This window comes from Pseudomonas saxonica (assembly GCF_007858365.1).
In the GTDB taxonomy this organism is placed as follows: domain Bacteria; phylum Pseudomonadota; class Gammaproteobacteria; order Pseudomonadales; family Pseudomonadaceae; genus Aquipseudomonas; species Aquipseudomonas saxonica.
In genome coordinates this window covers 86949-110880 of sequence record NZ_VFIO01000007.1, presented here as the reverse complement: position 1 = coordinate 110880, position 23932 = coordinate 86949, and the positions used below count along the sequence as shown (strand labels likewise).

19 protein-coding genes are annotated in these 23932 nt (G+C 56.9%); 6 read left to right on the top strand and 13 right to left on the bottom strand.

The genetic code is table 11. The features are described from left to right. Window positions 1–10: 10 nt before the first annotated feature. Window positions 11–1135, bottom strand: coding sequence for a GNAT family N-acetyltransferase (locus tag FJD38_RS17195; RefSeq protein ID WP_122785675.1), 1125 nt, complete (start codon window positions 1133–1135; stop codon window positions 11–13). A gap of 307 nt (window positions 1136–1442) precedes the next feature. Between FJD38_RS17195 and FJD38_RS17190 the strand changes: the two genes are divergently transcribed. Beyond that, window positions 1443–2735, top strand: a complete 1293-nt coding sequence (locus tag FJD38_RS17190; RefSeq protein WP_167654282.1) for a putative porin — start codon at window positions 1443–1445, stop codon at window positions 2733–2735. 118 nt (window positions 2736–2853) lie between these two features. On the opposite strand, the gene FJD38_RS17185 is transcribed toward FJD38_RS17190, so the two are convergent. The 4 genes from FJD38_RS17185 to hrpA form a co-directional block, all read right to left on the bottom strand. Next, the gene (locus FJD38_RS17185; RefSeq protein ID WP_146386492.1) at window positions 2854–3081 is read right to left on the bottom strand and encodes a zf-HC2 domain-containing protein; all 228 of its coding nucleotides are present in this window, start codon (window positions 3079–3081) and stop codon (window positions 2854–2856) included. Continuing rightward, on the bottom strand, window positions 3075–3686 hold the full coding sequence (locus tag FJD38_RS17180) for an RNA polymerase sigma factor (protein ID WP_146386490.1): 612 nt from the start codon (window positions 3684–3686) through the stop codon (window positions 3075–3077). Before FJD38_RS17180 ends, FJD38_RS17185 begins: the two co-directional genes overlap by 7 nt. 24 nt (window positions 3687–3710) lie before the next feature. Continuing rightward, the gene (locus FJD38_RS17175; RefSeq protein ID WP_146386488.1) at window positions 3711–4832 is read right to left on the bottom strand and encodes a beta-ketoacyl-ACP synthase III; all 1122 of its coding nucleotides are present in this window, start codon (window positions 4830–4832) and stop codon (window positions 3711–3713) included. Between the two features lie 1197 nt (window positions 4833–6029). Then, window positions 6030–9941: an ATP-dependent RNA helicase HrpA gene (gene hrpA / locus FJD38_RS17170; RefSeq protein ID WP_146386487.1), complete on the bottom strand. Its 3912-nt coding sequence runs from the start codon at window positions 9939–9941 to the stop codon at window positions 6030–6032. A 199-nt stretch (window positions 9942–10140) separates the two neighbouring features. Between hrpA and FJD38_RS17165 the strand changes: the two genes are divergently transcribed. Beyond that, a complete protein-coding gene (locus FJD38_RS17165; protein WP_122786105.1) occupies window positions 10141–11034 on the top strand; it encodes a DMT family transporter in 894 nt (297 codons plus the stop codon). A gap of 732 nt (window positions 11035–11766) precedes the next feature. Here FJD38_RS17165 and FJD38_RS17155 read toward each other — a convergent pair. Both FJD38_RS17155 and cysK read right to left on the bottom strand, forming a co-directional pair. After that, window positions 11767–12705, bottom strand: a complete 939-nt coding sequence (locus FJD38_RS17155) for an aspartyl/asparaginyl beta-hydroxylase domain-containing protein (RefSeq protein ID WP_146386485.1) — start codon at window positions 12703–12705, stop codon at window positions 11767–11769. A gap of 225 nt (window positions 12706–12930) precedes the next feature. Next, window positions 12931–13905, bottom strand: coding sequence for a cysteine synthase A (gene cysK, locus FJD38_RS17150; RefSeq protein WP_122784086.1), 975 nt, complete (start codon window positions 13903–13905; stop codon window positions 12931–12933). Window positions 13906–14025: 120 nt separating this feature from the next. Between cysK and FJD38_RS17145 the strand changes: the two genes are divergently transcribed. From FJD38_RS17145 to FJD38_RS17135, 3 genes are all read left to right on the top strand, one after another. Then, window positions 14026–15102 carry a DUF748 domain-containing protein gene (locus FJD38_RS17145; protein WP_122784085.1) on the top strand — a complete coding sequence of 359 codons (1077 nt, stop codon included), beginning with the start codon at window positions 14026–14028 and terminating at the stop codon, window positions 15100–15102. A 138-nt stretch (window positions 15103–15240) separates the two neighbouring features. Continuing rightward, window positions 15241–16086 carry an AAA family ATPase gene (locus tag FJD38_RS17140; protein WP_122784084.1) on the top strand — a complete coding sequence of 282 codons (846 nt, stop codon included), beginning with the start codon at window positions 15241–15243 and terminating at the stop codon, window positions 16084–16086. Between the two features lie 21 nt (window positions 16087–16107). Further along, window positions 16108–17286, top strand: coding sequence for a vWA domain-containing protein (locus FJD38_RS17135; RefSeq protein WP_146386483.1), 1179 nt, complete (start codon window positions 16108–16110; stop codon window positions 17284–17286). Window positions 17287–17396: 110 nt separating this feature from the next. Here the strand turns inward: FJD38_RS17135 and FJD38_RS17130 are convergent, their stop codons facing one another. The 6 genes from FJD38_RS17130 to FJD38_RS17105 form a co-directional block, all read right to left on the bottom strand. Beyond that, window positions 17397–18326, bottom strand: coding sequence for a 5-oxoprolinase subunit C family protein (locus FJD38_RS17130; protein WP_146386481.1), 930 nt, complete (start codon window positions 18324–18326; stop codon window positions 17397–17399). Further along, window positions 18323–19027 carry a 5-oxoprolinase subunit PxpB gene (gene pxpB, locus FJD38_RS17125; RefSeq protein ID WP_146386479.1) on the bottom strand — a complete coding sequence of 235 codons (705 nt, stop codon included), beginning with the start codon at window positions 19025–19027 and terminating at the stop codon, window positions 18323–18325. Before pxpB ends, FJD38_RS17130 begins: the two co-directional genes overlap by 4 nt. After that, window positions 19024–19776 carry a 5-oxoprolinase subunit PxpA gene (locus FJD38_RS17120; RefSeq protein WP_146386477.1) on the bottom strand — a complete coding sequence of 251 codons (753 nt, stop codon included), beginning with the start codon at window positions 19774–19776 and terminating at the stop codon, window positions 19024–19026. Before FJD38_RS17120 ends, pxpB begins: the two co-directional genes overlap by 4 nt. A 138-nt stretch (window positions 19777–19914) precedes the next feature. Further along, the gene (locus FJD38_RS17115) at window positions 19915–20448 is read right to left on the bottom strand and encodes a DUF2937 family protein (protein ID WP_122784080.1); all 534 of its coding nucleotides are present in this window, start codon (window positions 20446–20448) and stop codon (window positions 19915–19917) included. A gap of 12 nt (window positions 20449–20460) precedes the next feature. Next, the gene (locus FJD38_RS17110) at window positions 20461–21237 is read right to left on the bottom strand and encodes a class II glutamine amidotransferase (protein WP_122784079.1); all 777 of its coding nucleotides are present in this window, start codon (window positions 21235–21237) and stop codon (window positions 20461–20463) included. Between the two features lie 36 nt (window positions 21238–21273). Beyond that, window positions 21274–21768, bottom strand: coding sequence for an MFS transporter (locus FJD38_RS17105; RefSeq protein WP_146386475.1), 495 nt, complete (start codon window positions 21766–21768; stop codon window positions 21274–21276). A gap of 100 nt (window positions 21769–21868) precedes the next feature. Here FJD38_RS17105 and FJD38_RS17100 point away from each other — a divergent pair, with 100 nt between their 5' ends. Beyond that, on the top strand, window positions 21869–23914 hold the full coding sequence (locus tag FJD38_RS17100; RefSeq protein ID WP_122784077.1) for a S9 family peptidase: 2046 nt from the start codon (window positions 21869–21871) through the stop codon (window positions 23912–23914). Window positions 23915–23932: the final 18 nt, after the last annotated feature.

Below are 23932 nucleotides of genomic sequence, written 5' to 3'. Positions count from 1 at the left end.
AGTGCGAGGGTCAGGCCTGCCGGTAGGGCAGCGCCGCCCTCGCCTCTTCGGCATACGCCAGCACACCGACCCGCTCACGATCCAGAAAATCACTGACCGCGGCTTTCAACCCTGGATGGCGCAAGTAATGCCATGAATGAGTGATCACCGGCTCAAAACCGCGTATCAGCTTGTGCTCACCCTGTGCGCCCGCATCAAAACGCTGTAGGCCGTGCGCAATGGCATAGTCCATTCCTTGATAGAAACACGTTTCAAAATGCAGCCGGTCAAACTCCCCCAGACAGCCCCAGTAGCGACCATAAAGACTGTCGCCACCCAACAGGCTAAATGCCATTGCCACGGGTGTTGCGCCTTGTCTGGCCAGTACCACACGAATGGACTCGGGCATGCGTTCAGCCAGCAGGCTGAAAAACGCTCGCGTCAGATACGGGGTCTGGCGGCGCACCGCATAGGTATTGGCATAACAGGCGTAGACGAAATCCCACTGCGCCTCACTGACCTGCTGACCTTCGAGCCACTCAAACTCAAAACCCTGCCCCGCCACCTGCTCGCGCTCCTTGCGCATCTGCTTGCGCTTGCGTGAACTCAGCGCATCCAGAAAATCCTGAAAGTCGCGGTAATCGCGGTTCTGCCAATGAAACTGACAGCCGATGCGTTGCAGCCACCCGGGTTGTTGCGCCAACGCTGTATCGGCCAAAGGGTCGGTAAAGTTGATGTGCGCACTGGATAAGCCTTCGATCTCCAGATAGCCCGGCAAGGCCGCCAGCAACTCAAGGCCGTCCTCGCTTCGCGCTGCCAACAACCGGGGCCCGCTGACCGGGCTAAACGGAACGGCCGTCAGCAGTTTGGGGTAATAGTCGATACCCGCCCGCTCACACGCATTTGCCCATTCGTGGTCGAACACATATTCGCCGTAGGAATGCCATTTACGGTAACTGGGCAACGCCGCGAGCAACTGACCGTTTTCATAATGCAGGAGGTGCTCGGGCTTCCAGCCCGAATGCGGGCCAAGGCTGCCGCTGTCTTCCAGCGCACTGAGGAAGGCGTGACGCAAAAACGGTTGTGCCAGCGGCACCAACGCATCCCATTCCTGGGCCGAAATGCCAGCAAGACTGTCCAGACGGTGTAACGGCATTGAAATCCCCAACCCACGCACAAGAGCGGCGATGGTAGCACCAGAACCCCAGAAGCCGATTGCGCCGCCTGCAACTATCGCGAAAACGACTCTTCCAGAGCGTTCGAATGCTGTCACAGACTTGCTATCAGATTGCCACTTTTTTGTCATATCCAGCCGCGATACTGGCGCCGCTTCTTAGAAGACAGGGTTATGAGCGGTCAGCCTGCCAACACGCTAGCGTCACGCTCAACCCCTTATTAGCGAGCCCATCAAGGGCCGATTGTTTCTGCGGTGGCCAAGGCCATCTCACTATTGGGAGATTCATATGCGTCTTGTTTCTACACGAGTTGCGGCGGGACTGTGTGGCACACTGGTATTGGCCATGAGTGTTCCGGCCAGCGCTGGCGTCGATGCAAAACTGCTAGAAATGCTCAAAGCCAACGGCTCCATTTCACCTGCTCAGTACGCCGAGCTGCAAACCGAGCTGACCAGCGAGAAACAAGCTCAACAAGAAGCCGCCGCAGATCAGGTGAAGAAATCCGACCTGAGCGCGTTTGAACAAAAAGTGGCCTGGGCCGCCAAGACCGAATTCAAGGGTGACGTTCGGGTACGCCACGAAAACGTCAAGATCGACGGCGAGTCCGACGGCAAGAACAAGGATCGCCAGCGTATCCGTGCTCGTCTGGGCGCCTACACTGAAATCAATCCGCAAGTGAACACCGGCATTCGTATTGCTACCGGTGGTGGTGACGATGCCCGCTCAACCAACCAGGACCTGGACAACTACTTCGACAAGAAGCAGCTGTGGCTGGATCAGGCCTACATCGACTACCACCCGACAGCGCTGGCCAACCTGCACCTGATCGGCGGCAAGATGCCACAACCGTGGGTCAGCATGGGCGATGTGATCTGGGATAGCGATATCAACCCGGAAGGTCTGGCGGCGACCTATAAACACAACTTGGGTAACTCGGGCGTAGAAATGTTCGGCAGCGCCGGTTACTACACCCTCAAGGACAACGTCGACGGTGAAGGTGTGCAGTTCCGCCACGACCTGCGTCTGTATGCGGGCCAACTGGGTGCCAAATTCGCCCCGACTGACAGCCTGAAAGTGACCTTGGGCGGCAGCGTTTACAGCTACGACAACGACAAGGACAGCAACTGCCCGACAACTGGCACCAAGACCACACCCTGCGCTCTGGCGGTTAACGGCAACAGCACCGACGAATTCCGTCTGTACGAAGGTTTTGGTCAGGTTGATATTGCCAACCTGCCCGTTCCTTTGTCGCTATACGGCCAATACGTGCACAACGCTGCCACTGACAGCGATCAGGACGACGCCTGGCTGGTGGGTTTCAAAAGCAAGCTCGACGCGTTCAGCCTGGACTACAACTACCGCGATATTCAGCGTAACGCGGTGGTGGGTGCCTTCACTGACTCCGACTTTGCCAACGGCACTACCGGTTCCCGTGGACACAAGTTCAAAGTGGGTTATGAAATCGACAAGAACTTCGGTGTGGGGGTGACGTACTTCCTGACCAAAGCCGACTATGCAACCTCAACGCATAAAGATGCCGACGCCAATACCCTGCAGTTGGACGTGGAAGCCAAGTTCTAAGCACTACGGTTCCCGGAAATAAGCAAAACGCTGAATCAGCAGCTTTTTGTGTGTTACCTGCAGAGCGTGGAAACCTTCGGCCCCCTTCAAATCCACCGAAGGTCTCCACGCTTTGGACTTACTTGCGCCGTTCGCGCATCATCCGCTCCACCATCACCTCCACATCACCCGGTAACGGTTCATCAAGTGCTTTTACGGTCGCACCCAACACACGCATTTGCCGGGTAAATCGGCGGCAATTAGGGCAAAAAAGTAAATGATGACGCGCGACCAAGCGCTGTCGAAAGGTCAACTGGCCATCCAGATAATCACTTGACTGCGCAACGTACTGTTTGCAGGTCAACATTCTCCTGTTTCCTCAAAATGCTCCACAGTGGCGAAGACTTTGAGCCTCGCCCGGTGCACCAGCACCCGAGCATTAGAGAGCGATATTTCCAGAAGATTACAAATCTCTTCCAGTTCCAGTCCTTGACGTTCGCGCAACACCAGCACACTGCGCTGTAATTGCGGCAGGCTGAGCAGGGTGTGCTCCAGGCATTCGCGCAATTCATCTTCAGTCAGCAACGCTTCCGGGGTGTCCTGATGCCAGGCAAAGGGCGCCAGCAGCCAATGACCATCGCTGGCGAAGCGGTCATCGTCAATGCGGCCATGAGGCGAAGGCAAGTCGTCGAGCAGGACTTCGCGCCGGTTCTGCTTATATCGGTTTTTTGCGGCATTGGCGGTAATGGTCAGCAACCAGGTTTTCAGGCTCGAACGGCCCTCAAAGGACGACAGATTGCGCACCACCGACAGCCAGGCATCCTGCACGACCTCATCGGCATGGCGGTTACCTACAATTGCGTAGGCAACCGCCTGCATGGCACCTTGATAGGTACTGACCAGCACCCGAAACGCCTGCTGCTCACCTGCCAACAGACGCTTGAGCAAATCGGTGTCGTCAGCTGTCAGCATTCGCACCCCGCAAAGTAGCGATATTTAACGCTTGCGCAGAATCACACTGCCGATTGAATAGCCGGCACCGAACGAACTCAGCACTGCCAGCGCTCCGCTCGGCAGATCGTCCTGGTACTTATGAAATGCAATCACCGAACCCGCCGAGCTGGTGTTGGCGTAAGTATCGAGAATGACCGGTGCTTCTTCGACTGACGCTTCACGGCCCAGCAGGCGTTTGACGATCAGGTGGTTCATGCTCAGGTTGGCCTGATGCAGCCAGAAGCGTTTAACGTCATTGACGTCAATGGTGTTTTCCTCAAGATGCTGACCGATCAATTCGGCCACCATTGGGCACACATCGCGGAAAACCTTGCGACCTTCTTGCACAAACAGTTTGTCCGGGCTGTCGGCGGGTGTATCCGAGGCGCGATTGAGGAAGCCGAAGTTATTGCGGATGTTGTTCGAATAGGTGGTCAGCAGTTTGGTGCTGACAATATCGAACTGGTGCGCAGACGTGGCCAGGTCGGCACGTTCAACGACCACCGCAGTGGCGGCATCACCAAAGATAAAGTGGCTGTCACGGTCACGGAAATTCAGGTGGCCGGTGCACACTTCAGGGCTGATCAGCAGTACCGCACGGGCCTGGCCCAATTGCACACTGTTGCTGGCTGTTTGAATGCCAAAGGTTGCCGAAGAACAGGCCACGTTCATGTCAAAGCCAAAACCCTGAATGCCCAAGGCATGTTGCACTTCGATGGCAATGGCCGGGTACGGACGTTGCAAGTTGGAGCAGGCGACAATAACCCCGTCGATATCGGCGGCTGTTTTGCCCGCACGTTCCAACGCCTGATGGGCTGCGCCCACCGCCATTTCGCAGAGCACCGACATTTCGTCGTTGGAGCGCTCCGGCAAGTGCGGGCGCATGCGTTGCGGATCAAGAATGCCTTCCTTGTCCATCACAAAGCGGCTTTTGATTCCTGACGCCTTTTCAATAAAGGCAGCGCTGGATTCTGCCAATGGCTCAACATCGCCCGCCTCGATGGCTGCAGCGTTGTCGGCATTGAACTGCTGTACGTACGTATTGAAAGATTGCACCAGCTCTTCGTTGGAGATGCTGTTGGCCGGGGTGTACAGGCCTGTGCCGCTGATGACGACGTTATACACGGTCGTTCCTCTATTCTGATCAAGCAGAAAATACTGGTACGGTCGTACCAAGTCATAAAAAGGCTGACCCCTGATAGAGAGAGGAAAAGCCCGAACTACATTCGCTTAAGGTATTTATAGCCGCGAAGTCTGCCATAAACGCCAGCATTTGGCCTTCTTTAGCAGAAGAAAGTCCTTTACGGAATTGAGCAGCATGCCTGCCTGAAGCATTTCTGTGGATACTGTCTTGATCCTCAGAGCACAACCAGTTGCTCGTATGGGGAGGTTTGGGCTTGAGCTTTTAGCTTCTAAAACAATCCCCCTGCCGCCACCGAAACTATGAAACCAACACTGGGGCCCATCACAGGAGGCTGAACGCAGGTGCTGTTATGGGGGTGGCGAGGCAGGACGCCGAGCCAGCCGCGATCGGGCCAAGGATGGCCCGTCGCGGCGGGCCCCCATAACAGTGCCGGAGTGAAGGCACCGGGCGAGCCTAGGCGAGCTCGGCCGTATGGTAGGGCAAGGACCTTTTGGTTCCTTTTGGGGCTGTTTGCCAAAAGGAACTCGCCGTAAGGGCGAAACCATAACTTCAACTAGACGCTAGTAATGGATATGTACTCGAAGCTTTTAATAGGCCCGTGTACATATCCATTGAATGCGTTAAATCTATCTACGGGTTCCGCCCTTACGGCGGCTCACTTTTGTCAAACAGCCACAAAAGTAAGCAAAAAGGCCTTGCCCCTGCGTACGGCCCTCGCTTCGCTCAGGTGTCCCTCACTCCGGTCCCGCTCCGTGGGCACGCTGCGACGGGCCATCCATGGCCCGATCGCAGCTCTCCCGGCATCCATGCCGGTCGACCCACTCCGCAGAACCTCCACTCGGCCTCCCGACGGGGCGGCAGATCAAAAGCCAAGTCAAAAACCAGATCACAAGCCAGATCAAAAACTCGTTGGCGATCATGCTTGCGCTGACGAAGGCTGCGATAGAGCGCGAAGCGATCGCAAAACAGAGCACCTCAGAGTGCCAGGTTTTACCGCGGCTTTGCCGAAGATCGCAGCCTTCGTTCCTCGTCAGCGGCTACACCTTACCTGTAGCCGCTGCCAAAGGCTGCGATCGAGCGCGCAGCGGTCGCAAGATGGGACGACTCGGTGTGTCAGGCTTTGCCGCAGGTCGCAGCCTTCGTTCCTCGTCAGCGGCTACAGCGTTGGGATTGGTTCGCTAAGCCTCCACCACACTCCATTGTTTGTTCAATCGTTTGTCCGATATCGGCACCTTGGTGCCCAGTTGCTGGCCAAACAGCGACACGCGGTACTCCTCAAGCCACCAGCGGTACAGCTCCAGTTGCGGATCACGCTTGCCTTCCTGGGCATGCTTGGTGGCCCGGGCCTGATACTGCGCCCACAGGCCACTCAGCTCGCCACTCCAAACACGATCCTTCTGCACCTGACTGGGCAGTTTTTCCAGCCGCAATTCAATCGCTTTCAAATAACGCGGCAGCTCCTTGAGCCACATGGCCGGGGTTTCGCGAACAAAACCCGGGTAAACCAGATGGCTCAACTGCTGCTTGATGTCATTCAGGGCAACCGCCTGAGCCAGATCAATCTTGCCCTTGAAGCGTTTTTGCAGGCCATGCCACAGCTTGAGAATCTCCAGCGTCAGCTTTGCCAGTTTTTCAGCGTGTTCGGTCCAGGCTCCGCGTTTACGCTCAGCCAGGGACGCCAGTCCGGCACCGTCACGTGGCAGGCTCGCTTCACCTTCGAGGATGCACGAGTCCAGGCTGGCCAGCAGAATGTCTTCAACCAGACTCTCAACCCGTCCCAACTCACGGTACAGCAAGCCCAACTCGGTCAGACCCGGCAGTTTGCCGCGCAAGAACTTGGCGGGTTCGGCCAGTTGCTGCATCAATAAGCGCTGCAAGGCACGGCGGTGTTGATACTCCGCTTCAGCCGGGGTCGAAAAACGCCCCTCCTTGACCGTATTGCCTTCTTCCACCAGCGCCGGGTAAACCGTCATCGACAAGCCAGCGATCTTCTGCTGGGTTTTTTCTGCCACAGGGGCGAACACCTTGGCCTCGACCGGCTGCTGGCTTTTTGCCGTTTGCGGCACAGCAAGAGCCGCCTGACTGGCTTGCGCAAAGCGCGCCGTCAACTCGGCCAAATCACGGCCTTCGCCGAGAAACTTACCTTCGCCGTCGACCACTTCAAGGTTCATCTTCAGGTGGTTTTCGACCTGCTGCGCGGCTTCGGCCCAGGCGTCATCGCTGACCCGAGCACCGGTCATGCGCAACAACTCGCGACCCAGTGCCTGAGGCAACGAACCTTCGGCAAACGTCATGCGCTGCAAGGCGGCTTTGACAAAGTCCGGCACGGGTACAAAGTTTTTACGCAACGCCTTGGGCAGACTGCGCACCAGTGCAATGCATTTGGCCTCGATCATGCCCGGCACCAGCCACTCAAGACGCTCAGGCGGCAATACCGGCAATAACGGCGCTGGTACTTTGACCGTTACCCCGTCGCGCGGGTGGTTCGGTTCAAAGTGATAGCTCAGTTCAAGGGTCAAATCGCCCAGATGCAGGGTGTCCGGGAAATGCTGGGCGGTGATTTCGGTGGCTTTACGCGCCAGCACATCCTCCTCGCGCATGATCAGCAGTTGCGGGTCTTTCTGACTGTTGACGCGATACCAGCTATCAAAGGTCGCCGTCTGATGGATCTCAGCCGGAAGCCGCGCATCGTAAAAGGCGTACAGGGTTTCTTCGTCAGCCAAAATGTCGCGGCGTCGGGCCTTGGCTTCCAGTTCGTCGAGCTGTTCGAGCAACTTGGCGTTGGCCGTCAAACACTTGGCCCGTGACTGAATCTCGCCCCGCACCAGGCCTTCGCGGATAAACAGCTCGCGCGACAATACCGGATCAATCGGCCCGTAATGTACGGCACGGCGACCAACCACGATCAAGCCGAACAAGGTGATTTGCTCGTAGGCCACCACTTGCCCGCGCTTCTTCTCCCAGTGCGGCTCGAAGTAATTCTTTTTGATCAAGTGCCCGGCCAGCGGCTCAATCCAGTCCGGTTCGATTTTGGCGACCATACGCGCATACAGTTTGGTCGTTTCAACCAGCTCGGCGGTCATCAACCATTGAGGGCGTTTTTTGCCCAGGCCCGATGACGGATGAATCCAGAACCGGCGCTGACGCGCGCCAAGGTAATCGCCATCCTCAGTTTTTTGCCCGATCTGACTGAGCAAGCCAGACAACACCGCCTTATGCAGTTTGGGGTAATCCGCGGGCTCTTTATTGACGGTGAGTTGCATGTCGCGGCAGATCAGACTCAATTGACGGTGCGAGTCGCGCCACTCGCGCAACCGCAAGTAGTTCAGGAAATTCTTGCGGCACCAGTTACGCAACGGGCTGGCCGTCAACGCCTGACGCTGCTCTTCAAAGCCACGCCAGACATTGATCAGCGCGGCAAAATCGGAGTCGACATCTTTCCATTGCGCGTGCGCCTGATCTGCGGCTTGCTGACGCTCGGGCGGACGTTCACGCGGGTCTTGCACCGACATCGCGCTGGCAACGATCAACACTTCCTGCAAGCTGCCCAACTTGGCCGCTTCCAGCAGCATACGCCCCATCCGCGGGTCGACCGGCAAGCGCGCCAACTGGCGACCCAGTGGCGTCAGCTGATTCTCACGGTTAACCGCCGACAACTCTTGCAGCAGGTTAAAACCGTCAGTAATGGCCTTGCCATCTGGCGGCTCAATAAACGGAAACTGAGTAATTTCGCCCAGACGCAGGTGCAGCATTTGCAAGATAACGGCGGCCAGGTTGGTACGCAGAATCTCCGGATCGGTAAATTCGGGGCGCCCGTTAAAGTCTTCTTCGCTGTACAAGCGCACACAAATACCCGGCTCAACCCGACCACACCGACCTTTACGCTGGTTGGCGCTGGCCTGAGAAATGGCCTCAATGGGCAAGCGCTGAACTTTGGCCCGATAACTGTAACGGCTAATGCGCGCGGTGCCGCTGTCGATCACATACCGGATGCCTGGCACCGTTAGCGACGTTTCGGCGACGTTCGTCGCCAGCACCACACGGCGACCGGCATGGGACTGGAAAATCCGCTGCTGCTCGGCCGGTGTCAGTCGTGCATATAAAGGCAGGATTTCGGTGTGCTTGAGCTGGGCTTTGCGCAGCATGTCAGCGGCGTCACGAATTTCGCGCTCGCCGGGCAAAAATACCAGCACATCGCCAGGGCTTTTGCGTTCGCTGCGCTCGAACGCAGCGATTTCATCCAGGGTCGCAAGAATCGCCTGATCGACGCTCAAGTCCTCCTCGACGCTGTTGCCCTCCTCGTCTTGCTCAGAGGTCAGCGGCCGATACCAGGTTTCAACCGGAAAGGTTCGACCTGACACCTCAACAATCGGTGCATCGTCAAAGTGCTTGGAAAAGCGCTCAAGATCGATGGTGGCCGAGGTGATGATGACTTTCAGATCGGGGCGTCGCGGCAGCAGGATTTTCAAATAACCCAGCAGGAAGTCGATGTTCAGGCTGCGTTCATGGGCTTCGTCGACGATGATCGTGTCATAGCGTTCCAGGTAACGGTCGTGCTGGGTTTCGGCCAGCAAGATGCCGTCCGTCATCAGTTTGACCAGCGTATTGGAATCGCTTTGATCTTCGAACCGCACCTGATAGCCGACCAACGCCCCCAGCGGCGTGGCCAGTTCTTCCGCCACCCGACTGGCGACACTGCGTGCTGCAATGCGTCGCGGCTGTGTGTGGCCAATCAGGCCATGCTGGCCACGGCCGATTTCAAGGCAGATTTTCGGCAATTGAGTGGTTTTACCCGAGCCGGTTTCACCGGCCAGAATCAACACCTGATGCTTGAGCAGTGCCGCCTTGATCTCGTCACGCTTGGCGGCAATCGGCAGATTTTCGTCATAACGAATCAACGGCACGCTCACCGCCCGCGCCTTGACCTGTTCGCACGACGCCTGCACGCGCTCTGCCCATGCGGCCAACTTGGCGTCATCAGGCTTTTTGCGCAGTTCATGCAATTGCCGGCGCAGCTTATGCCGGTCGGCAATCATGGCGTGATCAAGATTTTTCAACAGTTGCTCGATAGCAGGCGATTCGTCAGTCATCAGGTGCGCAGTAGTCTTGGTAAAGGCAGGGGGCGGATTGTCGCAGATTTAGGCGCTTATGCACGAATCTGTAGGGATTGATGACACCTGATTGCGACTCGACTCACATGATCATGCTCAGCGTAGCGGTGAAAATCCGACTCACCTGAATCGCGGCATCACTTACACTGCTCGGCTTGAACTTTGTAGGGATACTGCCGTGAGACTTGTCGATATCGTCCGAATGCTGTCATTGGCAGGTATTTGGGGCGCCAGCTTTTTGTTTATGCGCATCATCGCACCGGTTCTCGGGACTGTCCCTACTGCGTTTTTCAGGGTTTCCATTGCGGCCACTGGCTTGCTGGTGATACTGGCGCTGATGCGGGTGCGTTGGAATTTTGACGGTAAATTCAAGGTTATTTTAATCCTCGGGGTCATCAACTCCGGGGTTCCGGCCACGTTGTACTCGGTGGCGGCCCAGGTATTGCCCGCGGGTTACTCGGCTATTTTCAACGCGACTACGCCACTGATGGGCGTATTGATTGGCGGTCTGTTTTTCAGTGAAAAACTGACCCTGACCAAAATGGCCGGGGTGTTTCTGGGGCTGCTGGGTGTGGGCGTTTTGACCCGTGCCGGGCCGGTAGCCTTCGACCTGGACTTGCTGATGGGCGCCCTTGCCTGCCTGCTGGCCACGACGTGCTATGGCTTTGCCGGTTTTCTCGCGCGCCGCTGGCTGGACCAGCAAGGCGGCCTTGACCCACGATTGTCAGCGCTGGGCAGCATGCTGGGGGCTACGTTGTTCTTGCTGCCGCTGTTTGCACTGAGCGTGGTTAATCAGCCTCCTGTCAGCTGGGGCGGGATGAGTGTCTGGTTGTCGTTGTTGGGGCTGGGGTTGGTGTGTACGGCATTTGCGTACATTCTGTATTTCCGCTTGCTGACCAGTATTGGCCCGGTCAAGTCGATGACGGTGACGTTTATGATTCCGCCGTTTGGCGTGCTCTGGGGGGCGTTGTTCCTGGGCGAGCCATTGTCGATGGCCCATGTGTATGGCGGGGTGTTGATTGCGGTGGCGTTGTGGTTGGTGCTTAGGCCGGGGGTGGTTACGAAGGGATAAAGTCTGGCGGCAAGCCTCTAGCCTCTAGCCTCTAGCTTCTAGCTTCTAAAACAATTTCACTGCCGCCACCGAAACAGTGGGAACGACGCTGGGGCCCATCACAGGAGGCTGAACGCAGGTGCTGTTATGGGGGGTGGCGAGGCATGACGCCGAGCCAGCCGCGATCGGGCCAAGGATGGCCCGTCGCGGCGGGCCCCCATAACAGTGCCTTCGTTCTGGCACCGGGCGAGCCTAGGCGAGCTCGGCCGTATGGTAGGGCAAGGACTTTTTGGGTACTTTTGTGGCTGTTTGACAAAAGTGCCTCGCCGTAAGGGCGAAACCTTTATTGCAGTTAAAAGCATGTAATGGATATGTACTCGAAGCTTTTAATTGGCCTGCGTACATATCCATTGGATGTATTAAGACTTTCTACGGGTTCCGCCCTTACGGCGGCTCACTTTTGTCAAACAGCCACAAAAGTAAGCAAAAAGGCCTTGCCCCTGCGTACGGCCCTCGCTTCGCTCAGGTGTCCCTCACTCCGGTCCCGCTCCGTGGGCACGCTGCGACGGGCCATCCTTGGCCCGATCGCAGCTCTCCCGGCATCCATGCCGGTCGACCCACTCCGCGAAACCTACACTCGGCCTCCCGACGGGGCGGCAGATCAAGATCAAAAGCCAGATCAAGATCAAGATCTACGGCAACAGCAACAGCAACAGCAACAGCAACAGCAACAGCAACAGCAGTTGCTGTTAATTATCCAAACAACCAACGCACCAATAGCACCAGCACGATAACCGCCAATACCGGGCGGGCTACTCGGTATAGCTTGGGATGACGGCGCTTCCACTGTTTAACCACACCACTGAACCGGTCACTGAAGGTTTTGCTCCAGGCATAGGCTTTGTTGATACCGCCTACACGCTCATCGTCGGTGTTTTGCGGTGCAGTCGCTTTGCCCAGTTGAGCACTGACCCAGCGGTTGATGCGGGTCATCAGGCGGCTGGTCAAGGGCCGCTCAATGTCACAGAACAGGATGACGCGGGTAATGTCGGTTTCGTTTTTGACCCAGTGAACGTAGGTCTCATCGAACATGACGTCTTCGCCATCGCGCCAGCTGTATTCTTCTCCGTCAACAAAGATGCGGCACGCATCGGAGTTGGGCGTGGTCAGCCCAAGGTGGTAACGCAACGAACCAGCAAACGGGTCGCGGTGTGGGTTGAGGTGGCTGCCACCCGGTAACAGGGCAAACATCGCTCCCTTGACGTTCGGGATGCTGTTGACCAGTTCAACTGTTTTAGGGCACAGCAATTCGGCCGATGGCAGCGGCTTGTCGTACCACTTGAGGTAAAAACGCTTCCAGCCTTTTTTGAAGAACGAACCGAATCCAGCGTCGTTGTTTTTTTCCGCCGCGCGAATGTAGCCTTCGTCGAACAGGTGCATGGCTTCTTCACGAATGACCTGCCAGTTGTTCTTGAGCACATCCAGCTCGGGGAACTTGCTGCGGTCCAGGTAAGGCTTGGACGGCACAGCAGAAAACAGGTACATCAAGGCGTTGTACGGCGCAAAGAACGCGGAGTGGTTGACGAACTGACGCAGCACGGGCAAACGCGCTTTACCGCGCAAATGCACGTATAGGATGCTGGCAACAAACAGCAGTATCAGCCCTGCCTTGATGGCGAAGGATAAGGTCATGCAACAACTCCTCGAAAATAGGCAACCTGCAGCGGGTCGGTCACGCAGCGTGGCAGCCGGTCATGATAAACATTACCGGCGTAGGACAAAACCCGCGTCTTCCATCATTCAGTGTTAAGGAACAGGTAATAAACGATTAATTATGCATAAGCGTAAGGGGACGCTGTTTGATTTGAGTCAGGCAATAAAGGGTAGCCGCTGTTGCAGCGGCTACCAGGCATCGATTTACTGATGCAATTCTTGCTCGCTGAAGATGTCGCTAAACAGGAAGCTCGACAGGTAGCGCTCACCCGAGTCAGGGAGGATCACAACAATGGTCTTGCCTTGCATTTCCGGGGTCTCGGCCAGGCGCACCGCTGCGGCCATCGCCGCTCCGCACGAGATGCCGCACAGAATGCCTTCTTCATGCATCAAGCGCAGGGCCATCGCTTTGGATTCGTCATCGCTGACCAGTTCCACTTTGTCGACAATCGACAGGTCGAGGTTTTTCGGTACGAAACCGGCACCAATGCCCTGGATTTTGTGCGGCGACGGTTTGATTTCTTCTCCCGCCAGCGCCTGGGTAATAACCGGCGAGGTAATGGGTTCTACCGCGACTGACAAAATCGGCTTGCCCTGGGTGTGTTTGATGTAGCGCGAAATGCCAGTGATGGTGCCACCCGTGCCCACGCCCGATACCAGCACGTCCACGCTGCCGTCGGTGTCGTTCCAGATTTCCGGGCCGGTGGTCTTTTCGTGAATGGCCGGGTTGGCAGGGTTTTCGAACTGTTGGGGCATAAAGAAGTTGTCCGGGTCAGTGGCCTGAATTTCAGCCGCCTTGTCGATCGCCCCTTTCATGCCTTTGGCCGGCTCGGTCAGTACCAGTTCAGCTCCTAACGCCTTGAGCACTTTGCGTCGTTCAAGGCTCATCGATGACGGCATGGTCAGCATCAACTTGTAACCGCGCGCCGCCGCGACAAAGGCCAGGCCAATGCCCGTGTTACCCGACGTCGGTTCAATGATGGTCATACCCGGCTTGAGCACACCCCGGCTTTCTGCGTCCCAGATCATATTGGCGCCAATGCGGCATTTCACCGAATAGCCGGGGTTGCGCCCTTCTATCTTGGCCAGGATGGTCACGCCACGGGGCGCGATGCTGTTGATCTGGACTAAAGGCGTGTTTCCGATGGATTGGGCGTTATCTGCAAAAATGCGGCTCATGACGGGATCCTTATGCACCTTCTGGAAAGGCCTCAGGGTAGGCTTCGTGTTCTCAGGCGTCCAGTCATGCGAACGTCTGGCGCGCAGTGCAGTCCATTTTGTACTGAGGGAGGCAAGATCATGAAAGCGCGATACAGATGGCCATTGTGTACGGTAGGTGTGTTGGTGGTACTGCTGGTGGTGGCTCACATCGCCCTGCCCTATGTGGTGCGCAACTACTTGAACGACAAACTGGCGCATATGGGTGACTATAGCGGGCATGTCCATGACGTGGATCTAGCCTTGTGGCGCGGTGCCTATCGGATCAATGACCTGGAAATCGTCAAGGTGTCAGGCAAGGTTCCCGTGCCTTTCGTCCAAATTCCGACGCTTGAGCTGGCGGTCAGTTGGCACTCACTCTGGTACGACCGCGCAGTGGTCGCCGAGGCCGTGTTTGTCAGGCCGCACATTAATTTTGTCGATGGCGGCGTTAATAAATCTGCCACGCAAACGGGTGAAGGCACCGACTGGCGCGAACAATTACGCAAATTACTGCCCATCACCCTCAACGAGGTGCGCATCCAAGACGGGCAAGTCACCTTTCGCAACTTCAATTCCAAACCGCCCGTTAACCTGAGCGCCACTGACATTAATGCCAGCGTGTTCAATTTAACCAACGTGGTGGACGTCGAAGGCAAGCGCGATGCGCGCCTGGAGGGCAAAGCCCTGTTACTGGGACAGGCCCCCATGGAAGTCAGCGCGACCTTCGACCCGCTGAGCAACTTTGAAAACTTTGAGTTTCGCCTGCGCGCCACGAATATTGAATTAAAACGCTTTAACAGCTTCGCTTCGGCCTACGGCAAATTTGACTTTAATGCCGGCAATGGCGACTTGGTGATTGAAGCTCAAGCCGATAAAGGGCGTTTAAAGGGCTATATCAAACCGCTGTTACGCAACGTGGAAGTGTTCAACTGGCAGCAGGATGTCGAGAACAAAGACAAGGGGTTCTTTCGTTCTATCTGGGAGGCCGTGGTGGGCGGCACCGAGACGGTGCTGAAAAACCAGCCTAAAAACCAGTTCGCGACTCGGGTCGAACTGAGCGGCAGTGTGCATCGCCAAGACATCAGTGGGTTTCAGGCGTTCTTGCAGATTTTGCGCAATGGGTTTGTCCAGGCATTCAATGCCCGTTATGAACAACCCGCGCCCAAGTCAGAGTGAGTCAGTTCGTGACGATCCATTCATAATCTGAATAAAGCGCTTACGTTCCCAGCCTGCGGCGCGTCGCGTTATAGTCGGACATACTTTTTCTCCCGCCCTGCCCTCGCAGGCCACGGGCCATGGCTTGAGGATTTACCGATGAAGTTTGAAGGCACCCGCGCCTATGTCGCCACCGACGACCTGAAACTGGCGGTCAACGCGGCCATTACCCTTGAACGCCCATTGCTGGTCAAGGGTGAGCCGGGCACCGGCAAAACCATGCTGGCCGAACAATTGGCCGAATCCTTTGGCTGCAAGTTGATCACCTGGCACATCAAGTCCACCACCAAAGCGCATCAAGGCTTGTATGAGTACGACGCGGTAAGCCGCCTGCGTGATTCACAACTGGGCGTCGATAAAGTCCACGATGTGCGTAATTACCTGAAGAAAGGCAAGCTCTGGGAGGCTTTCGAAGCTGATGAGCGGGTGATTTTGCTGATCGATGAAATCGACAAGGCCGACATTGAATTCCCGAACGACCTGCTGCAAGAACTCGACAAGATGGAGTTCTACGTTTACGAGACTGACGAAACCATCAAGGCCAAAGTCCGTCCGATCATCATCATTACGTCGAACAATGAAAAGGAATTGCCGGACGCTTTTCTGCGCCGCTGTTTCTTCCATTACATCAACTTTCCGGATCGCGTCACGCTGCAGAAAATTGTTGATGTGCACTTTCCAAACATCAAAAAAGATTTGGTCAGTGAAGCGCTGGACGTGTTCTTCGATGTGCGCAAAGTGCCTGGCCTCAAGAAAAAACCTTCAACTTCCGAGCTGGTGGACTGGTTGAAACTGCTGATGGCCGACAATATCGGCGAAGCGGTATTGCGCGAACGTGACCCCACCAAAGCCATTCCACCACTGGCGGGTGCTCTGGTGAAAAACGAGCAGGACGTGCAGTTGCTTGAACGTCTGGCCTTTATGAGCCGTCGCGGCAATCGCTGATTTTTCGAGAAGGCGATAAGCATGTTGCTTAATCTGTTCAATGAAATGCGGGCGGCCAAAGTGCCGGTTTCAGTGCGCGAACTGTTGGACTTGATCAACGCATTGAAAAACCGTGTGACCTTCGCCGACATGGATGAGTTTTATTATCTGGCGCGCACGATTCTGGTGAAGGACGAGCGCCATTTCGACAAGTTCGACCGTGCGTTTGGTGCGTATTTCAACGGTTTGCAAAACCTCAATGAGCATCTTGAAGCATTGATCCCAGAAGACTGGCTGCGCAAGGAGTTCGAGCGATCATTAAGCGATGAGGATCGCGCTCAACTCCAGACGCTGGGTGGGCTGGACAAGCTGATCGAAGCCTTCAAGCAGCGCCTTGAAGAGCAAAAGGAACGCCATGCCGGTGGCAACAAATGGATCGGCACCGGCGGCACCAGCCCATTTGGCTCGGGCGGCTACCACCCTGAAGGCATTCGCGTGGGTGATGCCGGCCTGCGTCAGGGCAAGGCGGCCAAGGTATGGGAGCAACGCGAGTACAAGAACCTCGACGATCAGGTTGAATTGGGCACACGCAATATCAAGGTGGCGCTACGACGCTTGCGCAAGTTTGCGCGTCAGGGCGCAGCCGAAGAGTTTGATATTGATGGCACCATCGACCAAACGGCACGCGATGGTGGCTTGCTGAATATTCAGATGCGTCCCGAGCGCCGTAACAACATCAAACTGTTGTTGCTGTTTGATATTGGCGGCTCGATGGATTCGCACGTGAAGATTTGCGAAGAGCTGTTTTCGGCCTGCAAAACCGAGTTCAAGCACTTGGAGTATTACTACTTTCATAACTTCATTTATGAATCGGTATGGAAGAACAACCAGCGCCGACAGGTTGAGCGTATTTCTACCCAGGATCTGCTCAATACCTATGGGGCTGACTACAAGGTGATTTTCATCGGCGATGCGTCCATGGGGCCTTATGAAATCACCCACGCGGGGGGCAGTGTCGAACACTGGAATGAAGAGCCGGGTTACAAGTGGATGCAGCGCTTTATGGAGAAATACAAAAAGCTCATCTGGATCAATCCGTATCCCAAAGACACCTGGCATTACACCGCTTCGACAGGGATTGTCAGGGATCTGATTGAAGACCGCATGTACCCGCTGACACTCGACGGGCTGGAAGAAGGCATGCGGTTTTTGGCGAAATGAGCGTGGGGGCTGGCGACCCTCACCCTAGCCCTCTCCCAAAGGGAGAGGGAACTGATCAGTGGTGAGCACAAAGCCGCGTGCGGTCAGTCCCCTCTCCCTCTGGGAGAGGGTTAGGGTGAGGGGCTTTCAAATTGCCGCACATACCCCACATGCTGACGCTGCGCCGCCTCCTGCGTAACAGGCCGCAAGTACACCTGCTCTCCCGGCAAACACTGCGCCAGCCGCGCCAACGCCAGCGGGGTCAAAGCTCCCAGCCTCGGGTAACCGCCAATGGTCTGGCGATCATTGAGCAACACAATCGGCTGGCCATCTGGCGGTACTTGAATCGCCCCTAACGGGATGCCTTCCGAAATCATCGGCGCGCCCTGATACACCAACGCAGGTCCCAGCAAGCGAATGCCCATGCGGTCTGCCCGACTGTCCAGCGTCCACGGGCGATTGAACGCATCAAAGGTACTTTGGCCACTGAAGGCACCGAGTTGCGCCCCCATGACCAGGTCAAGCCGTGGATTGGCGCTGAACACAGGCTGCATTGGCACTTCCAACTCACGCAAAGGCGCAGCCACACCGTCGTAGCTCAACTCATCACCGGCCAGCAGCGCTCGACCCAACCCGTCCGGCCCACCCAACTGTTCACGCACCACCGTTGCGCAGCTGCCCAAGACCTGCGGCGCCGCAAACCCGGCTGGCGCGGCCAGGTAAGCCCTCGCCCCGGTCAATGGCTGGGTAAAGGTCAAGGTTTGGCCTTTGCTCATCGAAAAACTGCGCCAGGGTTTCAGCGGTTGCCCGTCTATTGCCGCCGCTAAATCGGCGCCCGCCAGTGCCAGTGTGCAATCGTCCTGGGCCACCACGGTCAATCCGCCGAGGGTGATTTCAATCACTGCAGCACCAGGCGTGTTACCCAGCAGACCATTGGCCCTGGCCATTGATAACCAGTCTGCCGCGCCGCCCTGCGTCACCCCCAGATGGCGGACACCAAACCGCCCTGCGTCCTGCAATTGGCACAACGGATTGCTGGCCTGAATCAATAAACGGCTCATGCCAAGGCCTCCTGAGGGGTATCGTCGCCGCCCAGGCGGATGAATTCTGCATGAGAAACGGCCACGAACTGCACGGTATCGCCGGGTCGCAGGAGGCTGTAACCCTCACGATCCCGGTCAAACAAGGCACTCGGGGTGCGGCCGATCAGGTTCCAGCCTCCCGGCGACTGCGCCGGGTAAGCCGCCGTCTGACGCTGCGCAATGCCAACGCTGCCCTTGGCCACCCGTTTACGCGGTGTATTTAGACGGGGCGCGGCCAATGCTTCTTCGACCAAACCCATAAAGGCAAAACCGGGGGCAAAACCCAACGCGAACACTTGATATTCATGCTCGCTATGACGACGAATGACCTCACTTACCGATCCACCCGTGCGTTGGGCTAACAAGGTCAGCTCAGGGCCAACGCTCAAGTCATACCACACCGGTAGCAGATGACGCTGCCCACTGTTTTGAGTGTGCGGGCGCAGGTCTGTCAGCGCTTGGGCAATCCGCTCGCGCGCTTGCGCCGGGGTCAGCGCCAGCCCGTCGTAGTGCACCATCAAGGTGGTGTAGGACGGCACCAGATCCGTCAGGTGCTCAGCAAAACAAATGCGCAGCTGTTCGCTGGCGGCGAGCATCCACGGCATATTGGTTTCGGCAATGTCATCGAACAAACGCACCATCAGGGCGTCGATGGCCACCACTTCGATACGCACCTTCATGCCTGAGCCTGCAGGTTCAGGGCTTCACGGATACGCTGTACGGCGTTCACTGAACTGGCGTTGTCGCCATGCACGCACAAGGTATTGGCGTGTAAATACAAGGCGCTGCCGTCGTTGCTTTGCAACGGCTTGCCCGCTGCCAGGGTCAGCGCCTGTTGCACGATAACGTCGGGGTCGTGATGCACCGCACCTGGCAGTTGCCGTGATACAAGCCGACCAGCACTGTCATAAGCACGGTCAGCAAAGGCTTCGAACCACAAGGTCACGCCGAACTCATCGCCAATGGCTTGGGCTGCACTGTTGTCCCGTGTGGCCATCAGCATCAGCGGCAAGTTGCCATCGTAGGCGGCCACGGCTTGCACCACCGCTCGCAATTGCGCGGGGTTGGCCATCATGTCGTTGTACATCGCCCCGTGGGGTTTGACGTAGCTGACGCGGGTGCCTTGAGCGCGGCAGATGCCGTCCAGCGCACCGATCTGATAGTGCAGCAGGTCTTGCAGCTCTTGCGTCGAATAGGCCATTGAGCGTCGACCAAAACCGGCCAGATCCTGATACGCCGGATGGGCACCGATTTTGACGTTATGCGCCAGTGCCAGCGCCACGGTGTTGCGCATGATGCCCGGGTCACCCGCATGAAAGCCGCAGGCAATGTTGGCGCAATCAATAAACGGCATTACCTCGGCATCCAGGCCCATGGTCCAGCTACCGAAACTCTCACCAATATCGCAATTCAATAACAGGCGGCTCACGGTCATGCTCCTGTGGTTTTTTTGTAGTGTAGGTGGCGAGCATTTTTCGACAGGCACAGGCCCTTCGTCCAACTAATAAAAGCCGGACTCGGACATAAGAAAAAGTTGATTGCTTAAATGTTAAGCCAAGGCAGCGGCTTAGCTGTAGCGTTCACGCCGGGCAATACGTTCGCGCTGACGTTTGCCCCCCAGCACCACCCAGTCCACCAGCCGCACAAAGCCTTCAATAATGAAGGAGAACAGCAGCGCACCCGCCATTGCCCAGCCGATAGCCACCGGAGAAAGCAGTACCTGATAGGTGTACGTGTTGTAGGTTTCTTCGCGAATAGCCGGGTCGGCGGCATAGGCCACTTGCAGGGCACGCATGTACCACGGACCTTGCATGGCCTGGAACTGCTCATCGAGCAGGCGCTGACGGTCCAGCAAGGTGCTCAGGCTGTTGGCATCGCTGCGAAAGACCGGGTCGTCGCTGGCCTGATAATGCGCCACCAGGGCTTGCAGGTCGCCCTTGAAGAACTGATTGGCGGTGTTCTGGAAACCCGCCAGCCCGGTCTGGGCTTCAATAAGGTGAGCCTCGACGCGATTGGCGTAGTCATTGATGAACCCCGGCACTTGTACGCCGATCAACAAGCCCAAAGTGAACAACACCAACCGCAGGTAGCTCAACCACATATTCGCCCATCCTTATTCGGTTGTGCCCTGACTGACGCATTCGCCACGCCGCCACAGGCTCCATTGGCCGGGCTCGTAGCGAGTCCAGGTTTCGTTTTCGGTCAAGGGTTCGGTGGCAATGACTGTGACGACATCATCCGGCGTGGTTTCAGACTGAAAATCGACGATAACGTCGACATCTTTCAAGCGTGCCGGGCCAAACGGCGCGCGACGGGTGATGTGCGCCAACTTGGTCGAGCAATAGCAAAATAGCCAGTCGCCATCACTGAGCAGGCAATTGAACACCCCTTTGCTGCGAAATTCGGCACAGGCGGCCACCAGCACCGGCAGGATACGCTCCACCTCGACCGGCTCCGGGAAGGCTTCGCGTACCCGGTTGAGCAACTCACAAAACGCCGCTTCACTGTCGGTATCACCTATGGGGCGATAAAAACTCGCGCCCGGCGCAAAATCGGCCAGTTGACCGTTGTGGGCAAAACACCAGTTACGGCCCCACAGTTCCCGGACAAACGGATGAGTGTTGGACAGGCATACTTTGCCGACGTTGGCCTGGCGGATGTGGCCAATCACCACTTCGCTTTTTATCGGGTAACGCTGTACCAGCAACGCCACTTCGGAATCGCAGCTGGCCCCAGGGTCCTGAAACAAGCGCAGGCCACGGCCCTCGTAGAAGGCAATGCCCCAGCCATCACGGTGCGGGCCGGTTCGTCCGCCACGCTGCATCAGCCCGGTAAAACTGAACACAATGTCAGTCGGGACATTGGCGCTCATGCCCAATAATTCACACACGCTCGTACTCTCGCATTCAAGCCCAACGTAAAAGGGTTACAACCGCGGCTCTACACGTGAAGGGGCAGCCGCACGGGGCGGGACGCGACGACCATAACGGTCATCGCCTGCCGAGCCGAAAGGCTGGTCATCTTCAGGATCACCGCCCTGTGATTTTTCAGCGGCAGCGATTTTTGCCAGACGCGCCTTACTGGCACGCTCGATGGGCCAGCGGATCAGCACAAACACGGCATACAGCACAAACGCGAACAGCGTGTACATCAGCAGGTCTGATACGGCACGCCAGGCGTTGTTGCCCACTTTGAAGGCCAGGTCCAGTGCGGTGATCGCCATGGCAGGGGCAAATTTTTCTTTGACCGGGTCGATGATGGTCGGGCTGAACAGCAGCACGGCCATCAAGACACGCAACGGCTCACGTAACCAGCGCCACATGAATCGGGTCAGGCGGCACCACACCAGCAGGCAGCCTAAAGCGGCAAAGGCGTAAAGGCCCCAGGCGATCAGATAGTCGTTCTCGGTCATGGTATCCATGGTCGGCAGGCAATGAAGCGCTATGATAACGGCTTTTAGACAGTGCGGCTGCCCCGCCTTCAACCTCCCTTCTTTTCATTCAAATCTTCGAGAACGCTCAATGACCGAATCAGCCTACGCAAACAGCGCACCTATCGCACACAGGGTGGAGGGTTCTGACCCCTACTCATGGTTACAAAATCGCGATAGCGAAGAGGTCCTGGACTACTTGAAAGCGGAAAACAGCTATCAGGAAGCGCAGCTGGCCGATCAGGCTGAATTGCGTGAGACGCTGTTTCAAGAGATCAAGGGCCGTATTCGCGAGACTGATTTGTCACTGCCCTCCCCTTGGGGGCCGTACCTGTATTACACGCGCACGGTGGCGGGTGATGAGTACGCCCGCCATTTCCGCTGCCCGCGTCCGGCTGATGATAGCCAGCAGGTCGACGAAAGCGCCGAGCAATTGCTGCTCGACCCCAACGCCTTGGCCGAGGGTGGTTTCATTTCGTTGGGCGCTTTCAGCATCAGCCCCGATCACCAGCGCCTGGCTTACAGCCTGGACACCAGTGGCGAAGAGACCTACCGCCTGTTCGTCAAAGAGCTGAGCAATGGCACTGTGACCGAACTGCCGTTTGAAGACTGCGATGGCAGCATGACGTGGGCCAATGACAGCCAGACGCTGTTTTTTGCCGAGCTGGACGACACGCACCGTCCACACAAGCTGTATCGCCACACGCTGGGTGAAGTTTCGGCAAACGAGGTCTTTCATGAGCCGGACGGACGTTTTTTCCTGCACTGCTACCGCTCCAGTTCCGAGCGCCATCTGATTCTGTTGCTCAACAGCAAGACCACCAGTGAGAGCTGGGTACTGGATGCCGATCACCCGCAACAGTCGTTCAACTGTCTGGCACCTCGGGTTGAGGGGCACGACTACAGCGTTGACCACGGCTTGTACGAAGGGCAATGGGCCTGGTTTATTCGCACCAATCAGGACGGGATCAACTTCGCCTTGTATTACGCGCCGGGCGATGTCCCTGCCCGCAAAGACTGGCAGTTACTGATCGCGCATAACGATCAAGTCATGCTGGAGGGGATGAGCCTCAACGCCCATGCCCTTTGCCTGAGTTTGCGCGAAGGTGGCCTGCCGATCATCGAAATCCGACCTAATGGCCTGACACCTTATCGCGTGCAATTGCCCGATGCGGCCTACAGCCTGTATGTACAAGACAGCCTGGAATTTGACAGCCCGTATATCCGTCTTCGCTACGAGTCACTGAACCGTCCGGCTCAAGTTCGCCAACTGACGCTGGCGACCGGCGAGCAAAGCGTGCTCAAGGAAACCCCGGTGCTGGGGCCTTTCGATGCCGACGACTACGTCAGCCAGCGCTTGTGGGCCACCGCCCCTGATGGCACCCGCGTGCCCATCAGTCTGGTGGTCAAACGCTCAGCACTGGGCAAGCCTGTACCGCTTTACCTGTATGGCTACGGCGCCTATGGCGAAAGCCTTGACCCGTGGTTTTCCCACGCCCGCCTGAGCTTGCTTGATCGCGGCGTTGCTTTTGCCATTGCCCATGTACGCGGTGGCGGCGAGTTGGGCGAAGCCTGGTATCGCGCAGGCAAACAGGAAAACAAGCACAACACCTTCAGTGACTTCATCGCTTGTGCCGAACACCTGATCGACACTGGCCTGACGCGCTCCGACCAGTTGGTGATCAGCGGTGGCAGCGCAGGCGGCTTGTTGATAGGTGCGGTACTCAATCAGCGCCCGGAACTGTTTAAAGCCGCGATTGCTGAAGTGCCCTTTGTGGATGTGCTCAATACCATGCTCGATCCCGACCTGCCGCTGACGGTGACCGAGTACGACGAATGGGGCAACCCGCAAGAACCAGAGGTGTACGCGCGCATCAAGGCGTATGCGCCCTATGAGAACGTCACGGCTCAGGACTACCCGGCGATGCTGGTGATTGCCGGTTATAACGACAGCCGCGTGCAGTACTGGGAAGCCGCCAAGTGGGTGGCTAAATTGCGCGCCACCAAGACTGACGATCATCTGCTGTTGCTCAAGACCGAACTGGACGCCGGCCATGGTGGCATGAGTGGCCGCTATCAGGGCCTGCGTGACGTGGCCCTGGAGTATGCATTTGTGTTTAAAGTGCTGAACATCTGATGCGCCAGACGTATCGTT